The organism is Agrobacterium sp. RC10-4-1 (genome assembly GCF_014138475.1).
GTDB classification, from domain to species: Bacteria; Pseudomonadota; Alphaproteobacteria; order Rhizobiales; family Rhizobiaceae; genus Agrobacterium; species Agrobacterium pusense.
This window is the reverse complement of record NZ_JACJIT010000007.1, coordinates 196,753-216,271: the sequence shown is the minus strand read 5'-3', so window position 1 is coordinate 216,271 and position 19,519 is coordinate 196,753. Positions and strand designations below refer to the sequence as shown.

The 19,519-nt window shown below is 60.0% G+C and carries 10 protein-coding genes; 6 read left to right on the top strand and 4 right to left on the bottom strand.

What is annotated here, in order from left to right; all coding sequences use genetic code 11:
- Positions 1-6: 6 nt before the first annotated feature.
- Both FHW77_RS19740 and FHW77_RS19735 read right to left on the bottom strand, forming a co-directional pair.
- Complete coding sequence (locus FHW77_RS19740; protein WP_004444017.1) at positions 7-723, bottom strand: FadR/GntR family transcriptional regulator; 717 nt, start codon at positions 721-723, stop codon at positions 7-9.
- A gap of 119 nt (positions 724-842) precedes the next feature.
- On the bottom strand, positions 843-2,288 hold the full coding sequence (locus FHW77_RS19735) for an FAD-binding oxidoreductase (protein ID WP_004444014.1): 1,446 nt from the start codon (positions 2,286-2,288) through the stop codon (positions 843-845).
- 200 nt (positions 2,289-2,488) lie between these two features.
- Between FHW77_RS19735 and denD the strand changes: the two genes are divergently transcribed.
- From denD to FHW77_RS19715, 4 genes are all read left to right on the top strand, one after another.
- On the top strand, positions 2,489-3,475 hold the full coding sequence (denD, locus tag FHW77_RS19730; RefSeq protein ID WP_004444012.1) for a D-erythronate dehydrogenase: 987 nt from the start codon (positions 2,489-2,491) through the stop codon (positions 3,473-3,475).
- Complete coding sequence (locus tag FHW77_RS19725; protein ID WP_004444009.1) at positions 3,472-4,374, top strand: NAD(P)-dependent oxidoreductase; 903 nt, start codon at positions 3,472-3,474, stop codon at positions 4,372-4,374. The genes denD and FHW77_RS19725 overlap by 4 nt, the downstream gene beginning before the upstream one ends.
- A gap of 9 nt (positions 4,375-4,383) precedes the next feature.
- Positions 4,384-6,168 (top strand): IlvD/Edd family dehydratase, encoded by a 1,785-nt coding sequence (locus tag FHW77_RS19720; protein WP_004444006.1) that lies wholly within the window; start codon positions 4,384-4,386, stop codon positions 6,166-6,168.
- 110 nt (positions 6,169-6,278) lie between these two features.
- Positions 6,279-7,253, top strand: coding sequence for a threonine ammonia-lyase (locus tag FHW77_RS19715; protein ID WP_004444004.1), 975 nt, complete (start codon positions 6,279-6,281; stop codon positions 7,251-7,253).
- Between the two features lie 11 nt (positions 7,254-7,264).
- Here the strand turns inward: FHW77_RS19715 and FHW77_RS19710 are convergent, their stop codons facing one another.
- The gene (locus FHW77_RS19710; RefSeq protein WP_004444001.1) at positions 7,265-8,368 is read right to left on the bottom strand and encodes an NAD(P)/FAD-dependent oxidoreductase; all 1,104 of its coding nucleotides are present in this window, start codon (positions 8,366-8,368) and stop codon (positions 7,265-7,267) included.
- 227 nt (positions 8,369-8,595) lie between these two features.
- Here FHW77_RS19710 and FHW77_RS19705 point away from each other — a divergent pair, with 227 nt between their 5' ends.
- The gene (locus tag FHW77_RS19705) at positions 8,596-8,739 is read left to right on the top strand and encodes a hypothetical protein (RefSeq protein WP_004443999.1); all 144 of its coding nucleotides are present in this window, start codon (positions 8,596-8,598) and stop codon (positions 8,737-8,739) included.
- 76 nt (positions 8,740-8,815) lie between these two features.
- Here the strand turns inward: FHW77_RS19705 and FHW77_RS19700 are convergent, their stop codons facing one another.
- A complete protein-coding gene (locus FHW77_RS19700; RefSeq protein WP_004443996.1) occupies positions 8,816-9,994 on the bottom strand; it encodes a M20 aminoacylase family protein in 1,179 nt (392 codons plus the stop codon).
- Between the two features lie 564 nt (positions 9,995-10,558).
- Here FHW77_RS19700 and FHW77_RS19695 point away from each other — a divergent pair.
- On the top strand, positions 10,559-19,054 hold the full coding sequence (locus FHW77_RS19695; RefSeq protein WP_044459689.1) for a glycoside hydrolase family 94 protein: 8,496 nt from the start codon (positions 10,559-10,561) through the stop codon (positions 19,052-19,054).
- The last annotated feature ends 465 nt before the right edge of the window (positions 19,055-19,519 follow it).

Genomic DNA, 19,519 nt, shown 5'->3' with positions numbered 1-19,519 from the left:
TTCCAGTCAAAATATATCCAGCTCCAGATTGACGCGGCTCGCCGCACCAATCAGATGCTTGCGCATCGCGCTCTTGGCCGCGGGCGCATCAGCTTTTTCCACGGCCTCGTAAATTGCCACATGTTCGGCAATCGTTACCTCGAGAATTTCCCCAAAAACCGCCCGGGAGAAAGCGATGTTGATGGCGGAACTGATGCGCTCCGCAATGAAGCCGAGGAACATCAGGAAATATTCGTTTTGTGTGGCCTCAGCCAGAATACGGTGGAAGTCCAGATCGGCGGCAACGCCTTCCGTCGACCAATCGTCGGCGGTTTTCATCTTTTCCAGTGCCGCGGCCAGTCGCGCCAACTGCTGCGGGCTGCGATGCAATGCCGCCAGCCCTGCTGCTTCTATTTCCAGCGGCATGCGAAGCTGGAAAAGATCGCGGAAGTTCTCCGGATCGTTCAGCCGGGAGCGCTCGATACGGATGGACAGTCTCTGCCGGGGATCGGTGACGAATGCGCCCACGCCCTGCCGGGTTTCGACGAAACCTTCATTGCGCAATTGTGCTATCGCCTCGCGGATGACAGAGCGGCTCACCCCGAAGGTTTTTGCCAGCACATGTTCAGTCGGCAGCCTGTCGCCCGGCCCGAGTTTCGAATCGTTGATCTCGCGTGCGATCTCTGCGGCGATGCGGCCGGGGAGATGGTCATTGCGATGTATCTGATTGAACTCCAGCGTCATGGTTGCTCCCGTTCCACAGAAACGATTGGTTCGTTTTTCCCGCTGCAGACGACTTCCTCCTTCGCCGTCAGCGGGGTTTTTTAAGGCGGCGTTTTTCAGCCGCCTCTGCCGTACCTTGATTAGCTATCCGGTTGCAGGGTTATCTGGCAACCGGGATTCATCCGCAAATCAGGGTCGAAGGTGTTTTTCAGGCCAGTGATCATCCGCCGCTGCACGTCAGATAGCCGGCTTTCGAAATCCGAGCGTTTCAACCGGCCGATGCCGTGCTCGGCGCTGATGCTGCCGACGTAACGGTCGAGGACGTCATTGACGAGCGTTTTGGACTTGTAGATGAATGCTTCGCGCTCTTCCGGCGTCGAGCCGTTCGGCGGCAGTACGTTGAGGTGAACGTTTCCGTCTCCCACATGGCCGTAGGAAACAGCGAGGCACTCCGGCAGTTTTTCCGCCAGTTCCGCTTCAGCTTCGGCCACGAAAGCCGCGAGTTTTGACAGCGGTACGGAAATATCGGTGCGCATATGGCTGCCGCGCAGCGCCTGGCCTTCGTTCATGCCTTCGCGGAATAGCCAAAGAGATTGCGCCTGCGCCCGTGACGATGCGATGACGCCATCCAGCACCAGCCCGTCTTCCATGACGCCTTCGAGGAAGCGGCCCATCAGGTCTGCCGTGTCGACCAGGCCGGAGCCTGAAATTTCCATCAGCACATAGGCCGGGTAGTCACCGGCGATCGGCATTTTAAGGTCGGGGATTGCCTCGATCGCCAGCGTGAAGGCGACCGGCGGCATAAATTCGAAGGCAGACATCAGGTCGCAGCATTCGCGACGGGCGCGACGGTAAAGCTTGATGGCATCGTCAAGCGAATTGAGGCCGAGCAGCGCCGTTTCGACATGTTCCGGATTAGGGTAGAGCTTGACGGCAACGGCGGTGATAATGCCGAGCGTTCCTTCCGCACCGATGAAAAGCTGCTTCAGGTCGATGCCGCGATTATCCTTGCGCAGCGTCGACAGCCCATTCCAGATAGTGCCATCCGGTAGCACCACTTCGAGACCCAGGACCAGTTCGCGCGTCATCCCGTACCGCAGCACATTGATGCCGCCGGCATTTGTGGAGACATTACCGCCTATACGGCAGCTACCCTGGGCCCCAAGTGATAGCGGGAAGAACATACCCTTGTCCTGCACCGCGTCCTTGAATTCCGAGAGAATGCAGCCCGCTTCCACGACGGCGGAAAAATCATCGCTGTCTATGGTGCGGATGGCGTTCATGCGCTCGAGGCTAAGAACGACCTGGCGTTTAGGCGCATCGGGAATGCCGCCGAGTACAAGACCGGTATTACCGCCCTGAGGGATGATGGCGAGTCCGAGTTCGGCGCAGGCGCGCACCGTATCAGATACTTCCTCCGTCGACCGGGGACGGATCACGGCTACAGCCGAACTGGTGACGTCGCCATGCCAGTCCCGGCAATAACGCAGCATGTCCTCCGGCGACGTGAGCACCAAAGCCTCGCCCAACCTGTTCTTCAGCGAGAATCGCAATTCCCCGATATCGTGTTCGCTGACGATCGTCATTCCACCCTCTCCGCTCAATCCGCCCTGAAATGTCCGGGCAAGGCTTCTTCGCCCTTGCTTTTGCCGGTTTGTGAAAAAATACTATTTTCAACTCGATCATATAAGGTTATCAGACAACCTTACAAGCTAATTTATCGGTCGGTTGGCTGATGATGTTTTTTCGGTCTCGGGAGAACGACCGGGACAAAGAGGAGGAAGACATGCATATCGCAATTATTGGCGCCGCTGGCATGGTGGGCCGCAAGCTGACGCAGCGTCTCGTCAAGGAAGGGTCACTGGGTGGCAAGGCGGTGGAGAAATTCACGCTTATCGACGTGTTCCAGCCCGAAGCGCCCGCCGGTTTTTCCGGTGCCGTCGATGCGCGCGCGGCCGATCTTTCCGCACCTGGCGAAGCCGAAAAGCTGGTCGAAGCCCGTCCGGATGTCATCTTCCACCTTGCCGCCATCGTCTCCGGCGAAGCCGAACTCGATTTCGACAAGGGCTACCGCATCAATCTCGACGGCACGCGTTATCTCTTCGATGCCATCCGCCTTGCCAACGGCAAGGATGGCTACAAGCCGCGCGTGGTCTTCACCTCCTCGATCGCCGTCTTCGGTGCGCCGCTTCCCTATCCGATCCCGGACGAATTCCACACCACGCCGCTGACCAGCTACGGTACGCAGAAGGCTATCTGCGAATTGCTCCTGTCCGACTACAGCCGCCGCGGTTTCTTTGACGGCATCGGCATTCGCCTTCCCACCATCTGCATTCGTCCCGGCAAGCCGAATGCGGCTGCCTCCGGCTTCTTCTCCAATATCCTGCGTGAGCCGCTGGTTGGCCAGGAGGCGGTTCTGCCGGTGCCGGAAAGCATTCGCCACTGGCACGCCTCGCCGCGTTCCGCCGTCGGTTTCCTTATTCATGGCGCCACGATCGACGTCGAAAAGGTCGGCCCGCGCCGCAACCTGTCGATGCCGGGCCTCAGCGCCACCGTCGGCGAACAGATTGAGGCACTGCGCAAGGTGGCGGGGGAAAAGGCCGTCGCCCTCATCCGTCGCGAGCCGAACGAGATGATCATGCGCATGTGCGAAGGCTGGGCACCCGGTTTCGAAGCCAAGCGTGCCCGCGAACTGGGCTTTACGGCGGAAAGCTCCTTCGAAGAGATTATTCAGGTTCATATTGAGGACGAACTGGGAGGTTCACTGAAATGAGTGGCGGCGGGGAGGAGAAGAAGCGCTCGGTCGCCTTTATCGGCACCGGCCTGATGGGAGGGCCGATGGCCCGGCGCCTGCTGGGTGCGGGCTTTTCGGTCACGGTCTGGAACCGCAGTGTCGATAAGGCCGAGGCTCTTGTTGCCGATGGCGCGGTCGTCGCGGCATCGCCGGCAGATGCAGCCAAGGGCGCCGATATTGTCATCACCATGCTGAGTGACGGCAAGGCCGTGGGCGAGGTGCTGTTCGAGGCCGGTGTGGCCGAAGCGCTGAAAAAGGGGGCTGTCGTCATCGACAGCAGCTCGATTGCGCCGCCGATCGCGCGTGAACACTCCTCCCGGCTTCAGGCGCTTGGCATCCATCACGTCGATGCACCGGTTTCGGGCGGTGTGCCGGGCGCGACGGCCGGTACGCTCGCCATCATGGCCGGTGGAGACGAGGCGCTGATCGCGGATCTTGCTGATGTCTTTGCACCGATGGGCCGGCTCACCTATGTGGGTCCCTCGGGTGCCGGCCAGCTCTGCAAGCTCGCCAACCAGCAGATCGTCGCCATTACGATCGGCGCGGTTGCCGAAGCGATGATGCTGGTGGAAGCGGGAGGAGCCTCTCGCGAAGGTTTCCGCAATGCCATACGTGGCGGCTTTGCCGAAAGCCGGATACTGGAATTGCATGGCGAACGCATGGTGAAGCGCAATTTCGTGCCGGGTGGTCCATCCAAATTCCAGCTCAAGGATCTGAATGGCGTGTTGGCAACCGCGAAGGACCTGTCGCTTACCCTGCCGCTTACGCAGCAGGTGACGCGGGAATTCGACGACTTCGTCGGTGACGGCGGTGCCGATATCGATCACAGCGGCATCCTGCTTTACCTCGAAAAACTCAACAACCGCGAACAGGGCTGAGGCAGGCTTATGAGCGACGAGAAGACACCCATGCGCCGGCTGCGATCACAGGACTGGTTCGACAATCCTGATCATCTCGACATGACGGCGCTCTATCTGGAGCGCTTCATGAATTATGGCGTAACGCCGGAAGAACTGCGTTCCGGCAAGCCGGTGATCGGCATCGCCCAGAGCGGCAGCGATCTTACGCCCTGCAACCGCGTCCATGTGGAGTTGGTGAAGCGTGTGCGCGACGGCATCCGTGATGCGGGCGGTATTCCTATCGAATTCCCGACCCATCCGATGTTCGAAAACTGCAAGCGCCCGACGGCAGCGCTCGACCGCAATCTTGCCTATCTCAGCCTCGTGGAAGTGCTTTACGGTTATCCGCTCGACGGTGTCGTGTTAACGACGGGCTGCGACAAGACCACGCCCTCGGCATTGATGGCGGCAAGCACGGTCGATATCCCGGCCATCGTGCTCTCCGGCGGACCGATGCTCGACGGTTATCATGAGGGCGATCTGGTCGGTTCCGGCACTGTGATCTGGCGCATGCGCCGCAAGTATGGCGCTGGCGAAATCACCCGGGAGGAGTTTCTGCAGGCGGCGCTGGAATCCGCGCCATCGGTCGGGCATTGCAACACCATGGGCACGGCGTCGACCATGAACGCCATCGCGGAAGCGCTTGGCATGTCGCTTACCGGCTGCGGCGCAATCCCCGCCGCTTACCGTGAACGCGGCCAGATGGCCTATCGCACCGGCCGCCGCGCCGTTGAACTGGTTGTTGAGAATATCAAGCCCTCGGACATCATGACGCGCGAAGCCTTCCTGAACGCGATCCGCGTTAACTCGGCAATCGGTGGCTCCACCAATGCTCAACCGCATCTCGCGGCGATGGCGAAACATGCGGGCGTTGAACTCCGTGAAGAGGACTGGCAGGTTCACGGTTACGATATTCCGCTGTTGGCCAACATACAGCCGGCCGGCAAATGGCTCGGTGAGAAATATCACCGAGCCGGCGGCACGCCTGCCATCATGTGGGAGCTTCTGCAGGCGGGCAAGCTCGATGGAAGCTGTCGGACCGTGACCGGTAGAACTGTGGCGGAAAATCTGGAAGGTCGGGAATCGACCGACCGAGATGTGATCCTTCCTTACGACAAGCCGCTGAAGGAACGGGCAGGTTTCCTGGTTCTCAAGGGCAATCTGTTTGATTTCGCCATCATGAAGACGAGCGTGATCTCGGCGGAGTTCCGGCAGCGTTATCTCAATGAGCCGGGCCACGAGGGAATTTTCGAGGGCAGATGCGTGGTTTTTGACGGTTCGGAAGACTATCACGCCCGCATCAATGATCCGTCCCTTAATATTGATGAGCGTACCATTCTCGTCATTCGTGGTGCGGGGCCGCTTGGCTGGCCGGGTTCGGCCGAGGTCGTCAACATGCAGCCGCCGGACGCGCTTTTGAAAAAAGGAATCACCAGCCTGCCGACGATCGGTGACGGCCGGCAATCGGGAACGGCGGACAGCCCGTCCATTCTCAACGCCTCGCCCGAAAGTGCGGCCGGCGGTGGCCTGGCGTGGCTTCGCACGGGCGATGTGATCCGCATCGACTTCAACAAGGGCGAGTGTAACGTGCTGGTGCCGGATGAGGAGCTTGCAGCCCGCAAGGCAGACGGCATTCCGGCTGTTCCCGCGGATGCGACGCCCTGGCAGCGCATTTATCGTCAGTCGGTAACGCAGCTTTCGGACGGCGCGGTTCTCGAAGGCGCCGCGGATTTCCGCCGCATTGCCGAGAAGATGCCCCGGCACAATCATTGATCACACGACCAGAATCCCCGGCCACGTCCGGGGATTTTTCTTTTCAGGCGGTTTCGTAAATGCGTGCGACCTCATAAGGTGCCTGCACATCCGCATTATAGGGGCAGGACATGACCGATATTTCGATGATAGAAGCCGCGCGGGAGCGCATCGGCACTCAAGCGGTTCGCACGCCGCTTCTCTCATCACCTTTTCTGGACGAGATTGCCGGGCGAAAGCTCTTCGTAAAAGCTGAATGCCTGCAAAGAACGGGTTCCTTCAAGTTTCGTGGCGGCTGGTCGGCCGTCTCAGGCCTGCCTGCGGAGGTCCGCGCCAAAGGCGTCATCGCCTTTTCCTCCGGTAACCATGCGCAGGGCGTGGCGCTTGCCGCCAGCCTCCACGGCGTTCCCGCCGTCATCATCATGCCGATGGATGCACCGAAGATCAAAATCGACAATACCCGTGCTTATGGCGCGGAGGTGGTGCTTTATGACCGCGCGAATGAGGATCGCGATGCCATTGGGGACCGCATTTCGCGCGAGCGCGGGTTGACGCTGATCAGGCCTTATGACGAACCGCTGGTCATTGCCGGGCAGGGGACGGTGGGGCTGGAGATTGCTGAACAGGGCGCGGAACTGGGTATCGATTCAGCCGAGATCCTGGTGCCGTGCGGCGGCGGTGGCCTTACATCCGGCATATCCCTTGCGCTTGCAGCGAAAGCACCGAACTATAAGGTCAGGACTTCGGAACCGGAGCGGTTCGATGATGTGGCACGCTCTCTTGCCTCGGGCAAGATCGAGCGGAACGCCACGACCTCGGGTTCGATCTGCGATGCGATCGTTACGCCGCAGCCCGGTAACATCACCTTCCCGATCATGGTTGGGCTTTGCGGGAAAGGCATCGCCGTGACCGAAGAGGAAGCGCTGCGGGCAATGGTTCTCGCCTTCAACCGGCTGAAGATCGTCGTTGAGCCCGGTGGGGCGGTGGCCCTGGCGGCGGCCCTCTTCCATGGCGATGAACTGGAGAGTGAAACGGTGATCGCAGTCGCTTCCGGCGGCAATGTCGATCCGGAGGTCATGACGGGTGCGCTGTCCCGTTTCGGCTGAGCGGGTTGGGATCAAGCCCCAAGCCGCGCCGCGACCTCGTTGGCGATGGCCAGCGAGGCAGTAAGGCCGGGGCTTTCGATGCCGAAGAGATTGACGAGACCGTTGACGCCATGCGTTTCCGGCCCGTCAATGCGGAAATCCATAGCGGGTTCGTCCGGACCTGAAATCTTCGGCCGGATTCCAGAATAGGCCGGGATCAGCGCATGGTCGGGAAGGCGCGGCCAATAACGCCGTATCGCATCATCAAAACCTTCCATGCGTTGGGGATCGACGGCGTAATCGATGGCGTCCACCCACTCCACATCCGGGCCGAAACGAGCCTGGCCAGCAAGATCGAGGGTGAGATGTACGCCAAGGCCATGAGTATGAGGTGCCGGATAGATGAGCCTTGAAAAGGGTGACTTGCCGGCCAGCGAAAAATAGCTGCCCTTGGCGAAACGCGCCTGCGGGATACCATCCTCCGGCAATCCCTCTATCTTTCTTGCCACCATCGGCGCAACAAGTCCGGCGGAATTGATGAGCAGCCGGCACGTCAGGCTGGTGGGCTCCGCGCCGCCGACGTGGATCCGAAAACCATCGCCCGCCACTTCCGCCCTTTCGAAGGGGGCGTTGACGGCCATGGCTGCGCCGTGATCCTGTGCGTCTCCGAACAGCGCCAGCATGTATCCGTGACTGTCGATGATACCGGTCGAAGGTGAGGTAAGGGCTGCAACGCAGGTGAGCGCGGGTTCGAGTAAAACCGCCTGTCGTTCATCAATCAGCTCAAGATCGTTACATCCGTTGGCCTTGCCCTTCTCCTGGAGAGTGGCGAGCATGGCCGTCTCTTCATGGCTCGTGGCGACGATAAGTTTGCCGCAGCGGCGATGAGCAACGCCGTGGCTCTGGCAGAAAGCATAAAGACGCTCCTTGCCCTCCACGCAAAGTCGGGCCTTGAGGCTTCCAGGCGGGTAATAAAGGCCTGCGTGGATGACTTCGCTGTTGCGGGAGGAAGTGACCGAGCCAAATTCCTTTTCGCTTTCCAGGATGACGACGGAGTGGCCGCGCATAGCGAGTTCTCGCGCTGTCGCCAGGCCGATCACACCGGCTCCAATGATGATGGCGTCGATATCTGTCATGGTATTTTCCGTGTCCGCATTGCCTTCAGACGGAAAGCGCCCCGTCGCGCTGATGCCGCGCAATGGGTAGATTGATGCTTGCCGTCCGGCAAGTTGCAATCCGTATTTTTCCCGATGCACCTATCTTATGGAATATTATCTCTACTGAAACAGTGGGGAATAAAGCTATTCTACCAGTGAAATAAGCAATGCCCGCTTTGAAGGGCCGAGCAGGAAGGGAGTGTACAATGTCTTATTCCAAGGCAGGAAAAGTAAAAGACTTTGTTTCGCAGCCCCAGTCGCCGCGCAACTGGAAAGATTCGGTTCATGCGGCTCTCGTCGGCGTCTGCATGGCCTTTGTCGCTGCCGTCATATTCGGTCTCGTTCCCTGATCCTCCCGATCTTCTGATCAGGTAATTTGAGAACAAAAGGCCGGTCGCTCCTCCGACCGGCCTTTTTCATTCCCATTCACGACTTCAGGTAATCTTCCGCAAGATCGACCCAGAAAGCGGTTCCGATTGGCAGGATTTCGTCGTTGAAATCAAATTTTGGATGGTGCAACGGCGGGTCGTTGTCGGTTCGTGCGGTGCCGAGGAAGAAATAACAGCCCGGCCGTTTCTCCAGCATGTAGGCAAAGTCTTCCGCGCCCATCGATGGGCGCTGCATTTCTGCGACCTTTTCAGGCCCGGCAAAACGGCGGGCGAGATCGGCGACATAATCCGTTTCCGCCCTGTGGTTGACGGTTGCATTATAACCGCGCTCGTAATCGATTGTCACGCTCATGCCGTAGCTGGCCGCCTGGCCTTCGGCTATCGCCCGAATGCGCTTTTCCAGCTCATCGCGCACGCCCGGATCGAAGGAACGGATGGTCAGTAGCATTTCCGCCGTTTCGGGAATGACGTTGCTGGCAGCACCGGCATGGAAGGCGCCAACGGTGACGACCGCCGACAGCTGCGGATGGATGTTGCGTGAAACCACCGTTTGCAGCGCCATGATGATGCTTGCCCCGGCAACGATAGGGTCAGCGGCATCCTGCGGTTCGGCACCGTGGCCGCCATAACCGTTGACGGTGATCTTGCACTCGTCGACCGCGGCAAGGATCGGTCCGTCGCGCAGCACGAAGTGCCCGAAGGGCAGCCCAGGGTCGTTGTGGAGTGCAAAAACCGCATCGCAGGGAAAGCGGTCGAACAGGCCGTCCTCGATCATGATGCGGGCGCCGCCGAAATTTTCCTCCGCCGGCTGGAAGATCAGATGCAGTGTTCCGTTAAAATTCCTGCGTTCGGCTATGATCTTCGCTGCGCCGAGAAGCATGGCAGTATGGCCATCATGGCCGCAGGCATGCATCACGCCCTGATTGGCGCTCGCATACTCCGCCCCCGTTTCTTCGTGGATCGGCAGGGCGTCGATATCGGCTCGAATGCCAAGCGTGCGCGTGCTGTCACCATTGCGCAGCGTGGCGACAACGCCAGTGCCGGCGAGCCCGCGCGTTACCTCGTACCCCATCGCCAGCAATTGTTCGGCAATGAAATCCGAGGTCTTGAACTCGGAGAGGCCTATTTCAGGGTGACGGTGCAAGTGGCGGCGGATTGCCACCACATCCGGCATATGATTGGCAAAAGACGTCATGGTGGCGGTCTGTCTGGTCATTTTCGAAGTCCCGGGTTTCGCCGTTTATTACGGCGCTTTTTCAAAATGACATAGCAGCATATGCATGGGCATGTAAGGGGCGCCGCAGGCACTCAGACGGCCTGAAATTCAGCGCTTGCATCGGGTCGCGACAGGTGGCATGGAACTATTGATGTCCTGGGGCATTAGCGTCTTTCGGATGTAGCGCGAACCGTTCCGGTTTCGTGTTGCCCTTCAGGTTATCAACGGGGGACCATCGGGCGTTGCGCGCACAAATTTCGCCGTCGGGGAGGGTGCGAAATCCGGTCGGAACGGCGTTGCCGGGCCGCAGGATGAGATCTTTCTGTCACCGGAAGCTCCCTGCACGCGCTGATCTCAAGCCCCGCAAACAGATTGCAGACATTGTGCAGCAGTATGCGGCGCCTTCCTGCCGGACGGTCCTCTCATCCAGGCGTCCGGTCCGGTTCACCGAAGGTTCAGGATAAGTCATAAATATAGCGTGGCCGATTTTCGTGTGTGTTCCCGCCACGGACGAAATGCCGGTCAAGTCGAACAAGTCTCCATAAAGTTCAGAATACGAGCCCGATGTCATTTCATATCACCCCGACCGCCGCCGCCCGTGATTCCGAGACGAAGCAGATCGATCATAATGATTCGATCCGCGCGTCCTATATGACGGTCGAGGAACTGCATGATGCGGGCGCCGCGCTTTCCCGCGATGGCACCGACAGCCTTCCCGGCTTCATGGAGTTCGATTTCTTCGAGCGTCATCGCGAGAATGAAAAGGAAATCCTCAGGGTCTATCGCACAACGGCGGTCGACGCGGAAAATGGCGCGACGATAACGCCAGCGGCGGAATGGCTTCTCGACAACCACTACGTCATCGAAGAGGCGATCCAGGAAGTCCGCCGTGATTTTCCGCGCAAGTTCTATCGCCAGCTGCCGACAATGACGGTGGGCGGCGTGACGATCCCGCGAGTCATGGCGCTCGGCTGGCTTTATGTCGCCCACACCCACAGCACGGTATCGCGCGAAAACATGACGGCGCTGGTGGATGGCTACCAGACCTCGAAGACGCTGCAGATCGGTGAATTGTGGGCGCTGCCATCGATCATCCGTTTTGTCCTCATCGAAAATCTTCGCCGCATCTCCATCCGTGTGGAGCGTTCGCGCCGCATGCGCCAGAAGGCGAATGAGGTGGTCGACGAGATCATCCGTCTGAACGATGCGGAAGCGTCGGCAGCACTTCTCAAGCAGGTCGATTCGCTGGTCGATGACCCGACTTTCGCGACGCAGTTCCTTTATCGCCTCCGAAACGGCTCGCAGACATCGGGTTTTGCCGTCGCATGGCTTGAAGAGCGTCTGCATGCCGCCGGCACCGACGCCGAAAACGTCATGATGTCGGAGCATAATCGCCTTGCCTCCGGCAACGTGACGATGGGCAACATCGTCAAGAGCCTGCGCGAGATCGATGATACCGAATGGTCGGTGTGGTTCGAGGAAGTCAGCCATATCGACAAGGTTCTGCGCGAAGAAACCGATTACGAAACGCTCGATTTCGGCTCGCGGAACACCTACCGCAATACCATCGAACTTCTGGCGCGTCGTTCTCCCAAGACCGAAGTTGAGGTCGCCCGTGCCGCTGTCGAAATGGCGCGTACCGATATGCCCGCAGAGGCGGACGAGACGCATCCCGTCAATGTCGGCTCCGTGCTGGTGGGTCAGCGTCGTTTCGAGCTCGAAAAGGCGCTGGGATACCGGCCCCTGGTATCGCAGCGTATCGTCCGGGCGATGCGGAAGTTCAACTGGCTGGCAATTGCAGCGCCGGTGCTTCTCATCACCGCGGTCGCCATGCTGGCGGTCGGGTGGTTCCTCGCCGAAGCGGGCATGCCCTGGTATGTTGTCACCGCTTTCCTGCTGATGTTCGCTCTGCCCGCCTCGGAGGGCGCGACCGGCCTCTTCAACACCCTTGTCACTTTCTTCGTGAAACCGTTCCGGCTGGTCGGATACGAGTTCAAGAATGGAATTCCCGAGGACGCGCGCACATTGGTCGCCGTGCCCTGCATGCTGACCAGTCGCGACAGCGTTGACGAGATGATGCGCAATATCGAGGTGCATTATCTCGCCAATCCGCATGGTGAGATCTATTTCTCGCTGGTGAGCGACTGGCGCGACGCGCAATACGAGCAGTCCGAGGATGATCTTGAGATACTCGAATATGCCAAGCGCGAGCTGGCAACACTAAACAGCCGCTACGCCTTTGACGGCAAGACACGATTTTACCTTCTGCATCGCCGTCGCATCTACAATCCGGCCGAAGGCTGCTGGATGGGCTGGGAGCGCAAGCGCGGCAAGCTGCATGAGCTGAACATGCTGCTGCGCGGCGACAAGGACACGACGTTCCTCGGCGGCGCGAATATCATTCCGGAAGGTGTGAAATATGTCATGACGCTGGACGCCGATACGCGCCTGATGCGCGATGCGGTGACGAAGCTGGTCGGCAAGATGCACCATCCGATCAACCGCCCCAGGATCGATCCTGAATCCGGTCGGGTGGTTGAAGGTTATGGTCTGCTGCAGCCGCGCGTCACACCTTCCCTGACCACGGGCAAGGATGCTTCGGTTTTCCAGCGTGTCTTTTCCATCAACCGCGGTATCGATCCCTACGTCTTCACGGTTTCCGACGTTTACCAGGACCTGACCTCCGAAGGCACCTTCACCGGTAAGGGTCTTTACGACGTGGATGCTTTCGAGGCGGCGCTGAAGGGCCGTATCGAAGAAAACTCCGTCCTCAGCCACGACCTGCTTGAAGGTTCGTTTGCGCGTTGCGCGCTGGTAACCGATGTGGAACTCGTCGAGGACTTCCCGACGCGCTATGAGGTGGAAGTTTCGCGTCAGCATCGCTGGGCGCGTGGCGACTGGCAGCTGCTTCCCTATATTCTCGACCGCGCCCGTGGCGTCACCGCTATCGGACGGTGGAAGATGGTCGACAATCTGCGTCGCTCACTGACGCCGATCGCCTGGTTCTTCGCCTCGATCCTCGGCTGGTATTTCATGGATCCGCTCGGGGCGCTGATCTGGCAGATCCTGCTGATCTTCTCGCTCTTCGTTGCACCGACGCTTTCGCTGCTTTCCGGCCTTGTGCCGCGTTCGACAGACATCGTGCCGCAGGCGCATTTCCACACCATCTGGTCTGAAATCCGCGCCACCAATGCGCAAGTCGCACTGAGAATCGTCTTCATCGCCGATGCCGCCTGCATGATGACAGATGCGATTGCGCGTTCGCTCTACCGCCTGCTCGTCAGCCACAAGCTGATGCTGGAATGGCGCACCGCCGCCAGTATCCAGTCCAGTGCGCAGGGCAGCATCATCGATTATTATCGTCAGATGTGGCACGCCCCCGTTGTGGCGATGCTCGGCCTTCTGTTTGCGGCGCTGCCGGGCGACAATGCCTTCCTGATCGGCATTCCCTTTACGCTGCTGTGGGTGCTATCGCCCGCCGTTGCCTGGTATGTCAGCCAGTCAGCCGAGACCGAAGACCGGCTGTTCGTTTCCGAGCACGTCTCGTTCGAACTACGCAAGATTGCGCGCCGTACCTGGCGTTATTATGAGACCTTTGTGACACCGCAGGAAAACCACCTGCCGCCGGACAATTTCCAGGAGACGCCGGAGCCGATCGTTGCCTCGCGCACGTCTCCCACCAATATCGGCGTCTATCTGCTCTCCGTCATCTCCGCGCGTCAGTTTGGCTGGATCAGCTTTGCCGACACGCTGGAGCGCATCGAGAACACGATCCAGACCGTCGAGAAGATGGAAAAATATCGTGGCCATCTCTACAACTGGTATCACACCGATACCTTGCAGACGCTTGGACCGCGTTATGTTTCGGCGGTGGACAGCGGTAATCTCGCCGGCCATTTGATTGCGGTTTCTTCCGCCTGCCGCGATTGGGCGGAAGCGCCGTCGGCCCATCTTCAGGGCAACCTCGACGGTATCGGCGACGTGGCCGGCATTCTGCGCGAAACGCTGAAGGCCTTGCCGGACGACCGCAAGAACCTGCGGCCGCTGCATCGCCGTCTCGAAGAGCGTATCATCGGCTTCTCGAACGCGCTGGCATCCGTCAAGCGCGAGCACGAATTCGCCTCCATTCGCGTCATCAACTTGGCGGTGCTTGCGCGTGACATTCAGAAGCTCGCCACCAATGTCGACCACGAGGTGAAGTCCACACAGAGCACCGAAGTGACGCGTTGGGCGCAGTTGCTGGTCGAGTGCTGCGAAGCCCATATTTCCGACAGCGCTATCGACCTTACCAATGTCGAGCCCTTGCGCCAGCGTCTCGCTTCGCTGCGCGACCGCAGCCGCAATCTCGCTTTCTCGATGGATTTCACGTTCCTTTACCGCAAGGATCGCCGCCTTCTGTCCATTGGCTATCGCGTCGAAAGCAAGGAGCTGGATGAGGCCTGCTATGACCTTCTGGCGTCGGAATGCCGTCTGACCAGCCTCTTCGCCATCGCGAAGGGCGATCTGCCGACTGAGCACTGGTACCGCCTTGGCCGTCAGGTCGTGCCGATCGGTGCGCAGGGCGCGCTGGTGTCCTGGTCGGGCTCCATGTTCGAATATCTGATGCCGCCGCTTGTGATGCAGGAGCGTCAGGGGGGTATCCTCAACCAGACCAACAACCTGATCGTCAAGGAACAGATGAATCACGGTCGCCGTCTCGGCACGCCATGGGGCATTTCCGAAGCGGCGTTTAATGCCCGCGATCACAACATGAACTACCAGTACACCAACTTCGGTGTGCCGACGCTGGGCCTCAAGCGTGGCCTTGGCCAGAATGCGGTGATCGCGCCCTATGCATCGATCCTCGCCAGCCAATACGATCCGGATGGTGCACTTGAAAACCTCGACAAGCTGCGCAAGCTTGGCGCACTTGGCCAATACGGTTTCCACGATGCGGTGGATTTCACGCCAACGCGTGTGCCCGATGGCAAGGTCTGCGCGGTGGTCTACAACTATTATGCCCACCACCATGGCATGTCGATTGCGGCCGTCGCCAACGTCGCCTTTGACGGCGTGCTGCGCGAGCTCTTCCATTCCGATCCGGTGATCGAGGCGGCTGAACTGCTGCTGCAGGAAAAGGCGCCGCGCGAAGTGCCGGTCATGAGCGCCAAATACGAGCCGGAGACCCCCGGCAAGGAACAGGCCGACCTGCTGCGGGCGGAAGTGCGTTCCATTGCCGATCCGGCGGTACGCGACCGTGAGGTGGTGTTCCTGTCGAATGGTCACTACTCGACTATGCTTACCTCGACGGGTGCAGGTTATTCGAAATGGAACGGGCAGGCGATTTCCCGCTGGAAGGCCGATCCGACCGAAGACCGCTGGGGCACCTTCATCTTCCTGCGCGACACCACCAACGGGCAATGGTGGAGTGCGACTGCGGAGCCGCGTGTCTTCGAGGGTGAAAAGACCAAGACAGTCTTCACCGACGACAAGGCCGAGTTCCACAAGACCACCGGCGACCTGCAGAGCGTTGTCGAATGCATCGTCGCCACCGAGCACGATGCAGAAGGCCGCCGCGTCACCCTGCTCAATGTCGGTTCCGAGGATCGCTATATCGAAGTGACTTCCTATATGGAGCCGGTCATTGCGTCTGAGGATGACGACAACGCCCATCCGCTCTTCTCGCGCATGTTCGTGCAGACGGAGATCGGCCGGCGTGGCGACGTCATCCGCGCCTGGCGCAACCGTCGCAGCCCGAACGAGCCGGGCACCGTCATTGCGCATCTGGCCGCCGATAATGCCGGCCCGTCGCGCCCGACGGAATTCGAGACGGATCGCGCCAAATTCATCGGTCGTGGCCGTTCGCTGCGCGAAGCGGCGGCTTTCGATGCCGGTGCGACGCTTTCCAGCACTGACGGCTTCACGCTCGACCCCATCCTGTCGCTGCGACGCACCGTGCGCGTGCCGGCAGGCAAGAAGGTGAGCGTGATCTTCTGGACGATTGCCGCGCCGAGCCGCGAGGAAGTCGACAAGGCGATCGACCGTTATCGTCATCCGGACGCCTTCGCGCATGAACTCGTTCATGCCTGGACGCGCACACAGGTGCAGATGCGCCATGTGGGCGTCACCTCACAGCAGGCGGCCGCCTTCCAGCATCTCGGCCGATATCTGACCTATCCCGACATGCATCTGCGGGCGGATTCGGAAACGCTGAAAACAGGACTCGCGTCACAGCGCGCCTTGTGGCCGCTTGCGATTTCCGGCGATTTCCCGATTTTCAGCCTGCGCATCAACGACGATATGGACATGGACATCGCCCGTGAGGCGCTGAGTGCCCATGAATATCTGCGTTCGCGCGGCGTGATCTTCGATCTCGTTATCGTCAACGAACGGGCCGCATCCTACGCGCAGGACATGCAGCATGCGCTGGATCATATTTCCGAAGCACAACGCCGCATCAATCCCGCCGATGGCGGTCGCCCGCACGTCTTCTCCGTGCGCCGTGACCTGATGGATGAAGAGACGTGGAGCGCGCTTCTGGCCGCTTCCCGCGTTGTACTCCATGTGCGCAACGGCAAGATCGTGGACCAGATCAACCGCGCGGTATCGCTGTTTGCGGCCCATCGTGGTCCCGATGGCACAAGCGACGCCGCACAGGCCCGTCTGCCGGTCCCGGCTTTCCCGGTTGCGGAGCCGGTCGAAGACGCGGGCGATCTCGATTTCTGGAACGGATTCGGCGGCTTCGCCAGGAACGGACAGGAATATGTGGTGCGTCTCCATGGTGGGCAGTCCACCCCGCATCCGTGGATCAACGTCATCTCGAACGAGAATTTCGGCTTCCATATTTCGGCCGAAGGCGCAGGTTTCAGCTGGAGCCGCAATTCGCGCGATTATCAATTGACACCGTGGAGCAATGACCCTGTCATCAACCGGCCGGGCGAGGCCTTCTATGTCGCCGATGTGGACACAGGAAAGCTCTATACGCCGTGTGCCGCGTTGTCGCGTGATCCAGAAGCCATGTTCGAAACCCGTCACGGCCTGGGTTACTCCATCCTGACCGGCGTTGCCGACACACTTGAAGTCGAGGTGACACAGACCGTCGATCGTGAAAAGCCGGTCAAGTTCTCGCAGGTCATCGTTCGCAACAAAGGCTCTAAAAGCCGCCGGCTGAAGGTTTATGCCTATGTCGAATGGGTGCTGGGCAATAACGGACAGAAATCAGCGCCGTTCATTCTGAGCAGACATGATGCGGGCAACAACGCAATCTTCGCGTCGAACCCCTACAGCATCGACTACAGCGCACGCACGGCGTTCCTGACGCTTGATACGGAGGCGAGCGGTTTCACTACCAGTCGTCGGGAATTCGTTGGCCGCTTTGGTTCGGCACAGGCCCCGCAGGCGATCGTGTCGGGTAACGCACTCAGCGGCAGCACCGAGGTTGACGGCGATCCCTGTGCGGCGCTGATGCAGGAAATCCACCTTAAGCCCGGCGAAGAACGGCACATGACCTTCATTCTGGGCGATGCCGATAATGCGGAAGAGGCCGAGGCGCTGGTGAAGGATGTCCGCCGTGTGGATTTCCAGTCCGTGCTGGAGGAAAGCAAGGCGTTCTGGACCGGTTTTACCGGCCAGTTACAGGTGTCCACGCCGGATGCCGGCTTCAACCACATGGTCAACAATTGGCTGCCCTACCAGGCGCTGGCGTGCCGCATTCTGGCGCGCACGGCCTTCTATCAGTCGAGCGGCGCCTTCGGCTTCCGTGACCAGCTTCAGGATACTCTGGCGTTCCTGCTCTACCAGCCGGATCTCGCTCGCAAGCAGATCCTGCGCGCAGCCGGCCGGCAATTCCCGGAAGGCGACGTTCAGCACTGGTGGTTGCCGCTGACAGGCGCCGGTGTCCGCACCACTATCTCGGACGACGTGGTATGGCTTGCTTATGCGATCAACCAGTATGTTTCGGCGACCGGCGATATCACCATTCTGGATGAGAGCATTCCCTTCCTGAAGGGGCCGGCGCTGATGCCCGGCCAGCACGACGCTTTCTTCCAGCCGGAAACCAGCGACAAATCCGCGACGCTCTACGAACACGCGGCGCTGGCGCTCGATCTTGCCATTCATCGCACCGGGGAGAACGGCCTGCCGCTGATCCTCGGCGGTGACTGGAACGACGGCATGAACCGCGTCGGCGTTGGCGGCAAGGGTACCAGTGTCTGGCTCGGCTGGTTCCTTTCCGGCGCCTTGCGCGATTTCATTGAAATTGCGGAAAAGCGCGGTGATACGGATCGGGCCGGCAGATGGGCCTCGCACCGCGAAAAACTGCGCAATGCGCTCGAAACCGCGGGGTGGGATGGCAGCTATTATCGTCGCGGCTATTTCGACGACGGCACGCCGCTGGGTTCCGCCGGAAGCGAGGAATGCCGGATCGATTCGCTCGGCCAAAGCTGGAGCGTTCTCTCCGGCGAAGGCGAAGAGACCCGGTCGCGGCAGGCAATGGATGCGGTCATGGAGCATCTGGTGGATGAAAAGACCGGCATCATCCGGCTATTCACGCCGCCATTCTCGCGCGCGCCGCACGATCCGGGCTACATCAAGGGATATCCGCCAGGTGTGCGCGAAAATGGCGGACAATATACCCACGCGGCGACCTGGGTGGTTCTGGCGCTTGCCAAGCAGGGCAGGGCGCAGGAGGCCTGGAACTGCTTCAAGCTGCTCAACCCGGTCAACCACGCGCTCGATGCGGCAGCGTCGGAAACCTATCGGGTCGAACCCTATGTGGTGACCGCGGATGTATACGGTGAAGGCGCTTATGCGGGCCGTGGCGGCTGGAGCTGGTACACCGGCTCGGCCGGCTGGCTCTACCGTGCGGCTGTCGAGGGTATTCTCGGCATCACCCGCACTGACGGCAGGCTGCATATTTCACCGTCGCTGCCGGAGGACTGGAGCGGTTTCTCGGTGAAGATCACGCTCGACGGCAAGGCTAGAGACATTGCCGTCAGCCGCAAGCCTGGTACGGCGGAGATTTCGGTGTCTGTCGATGGCAAGGACTTGGCGGCCGGCGAGAGGGTGATCCCCTTCGACTGAGACGGGCGGGCCTTCGGTTTGCTTTTTAAGTCGGGCTCCTGCGGTGACGCAGGGGCCCGAATTTTGTTGTGAGATTCCCCCGCCTTCGATGTTGTTTGGCGTCTGGGGCATGGCGCCTATACGGCGATACAGGGCCGGCAAGAACGCTCAATGGGCGGTCAATGCGAAGCAAGGCACGATGGCAGCAAATCGAGACCGATAGACCATTTCACATATTCCGACGCATGAAGGGCAGATGCTGTACAGAGACTTCTTGGTCCCCCGTGGCTACAGCATCACCCGTGAGGCGATGGATGCATCGCAGACAGCGCGATGGGGAATAGAGTTTTCCAAGCCGCAAGCTCCGAACGAGATCGACCGAGGAATAGGAGCTTCGCAGCACAACGGCTGCAAAAATTCGGTGGTGAATATGACGATTGGGGGACTGAGGTAGAAGCTTCGTGATGTCCCGATATTTTCGAAGCA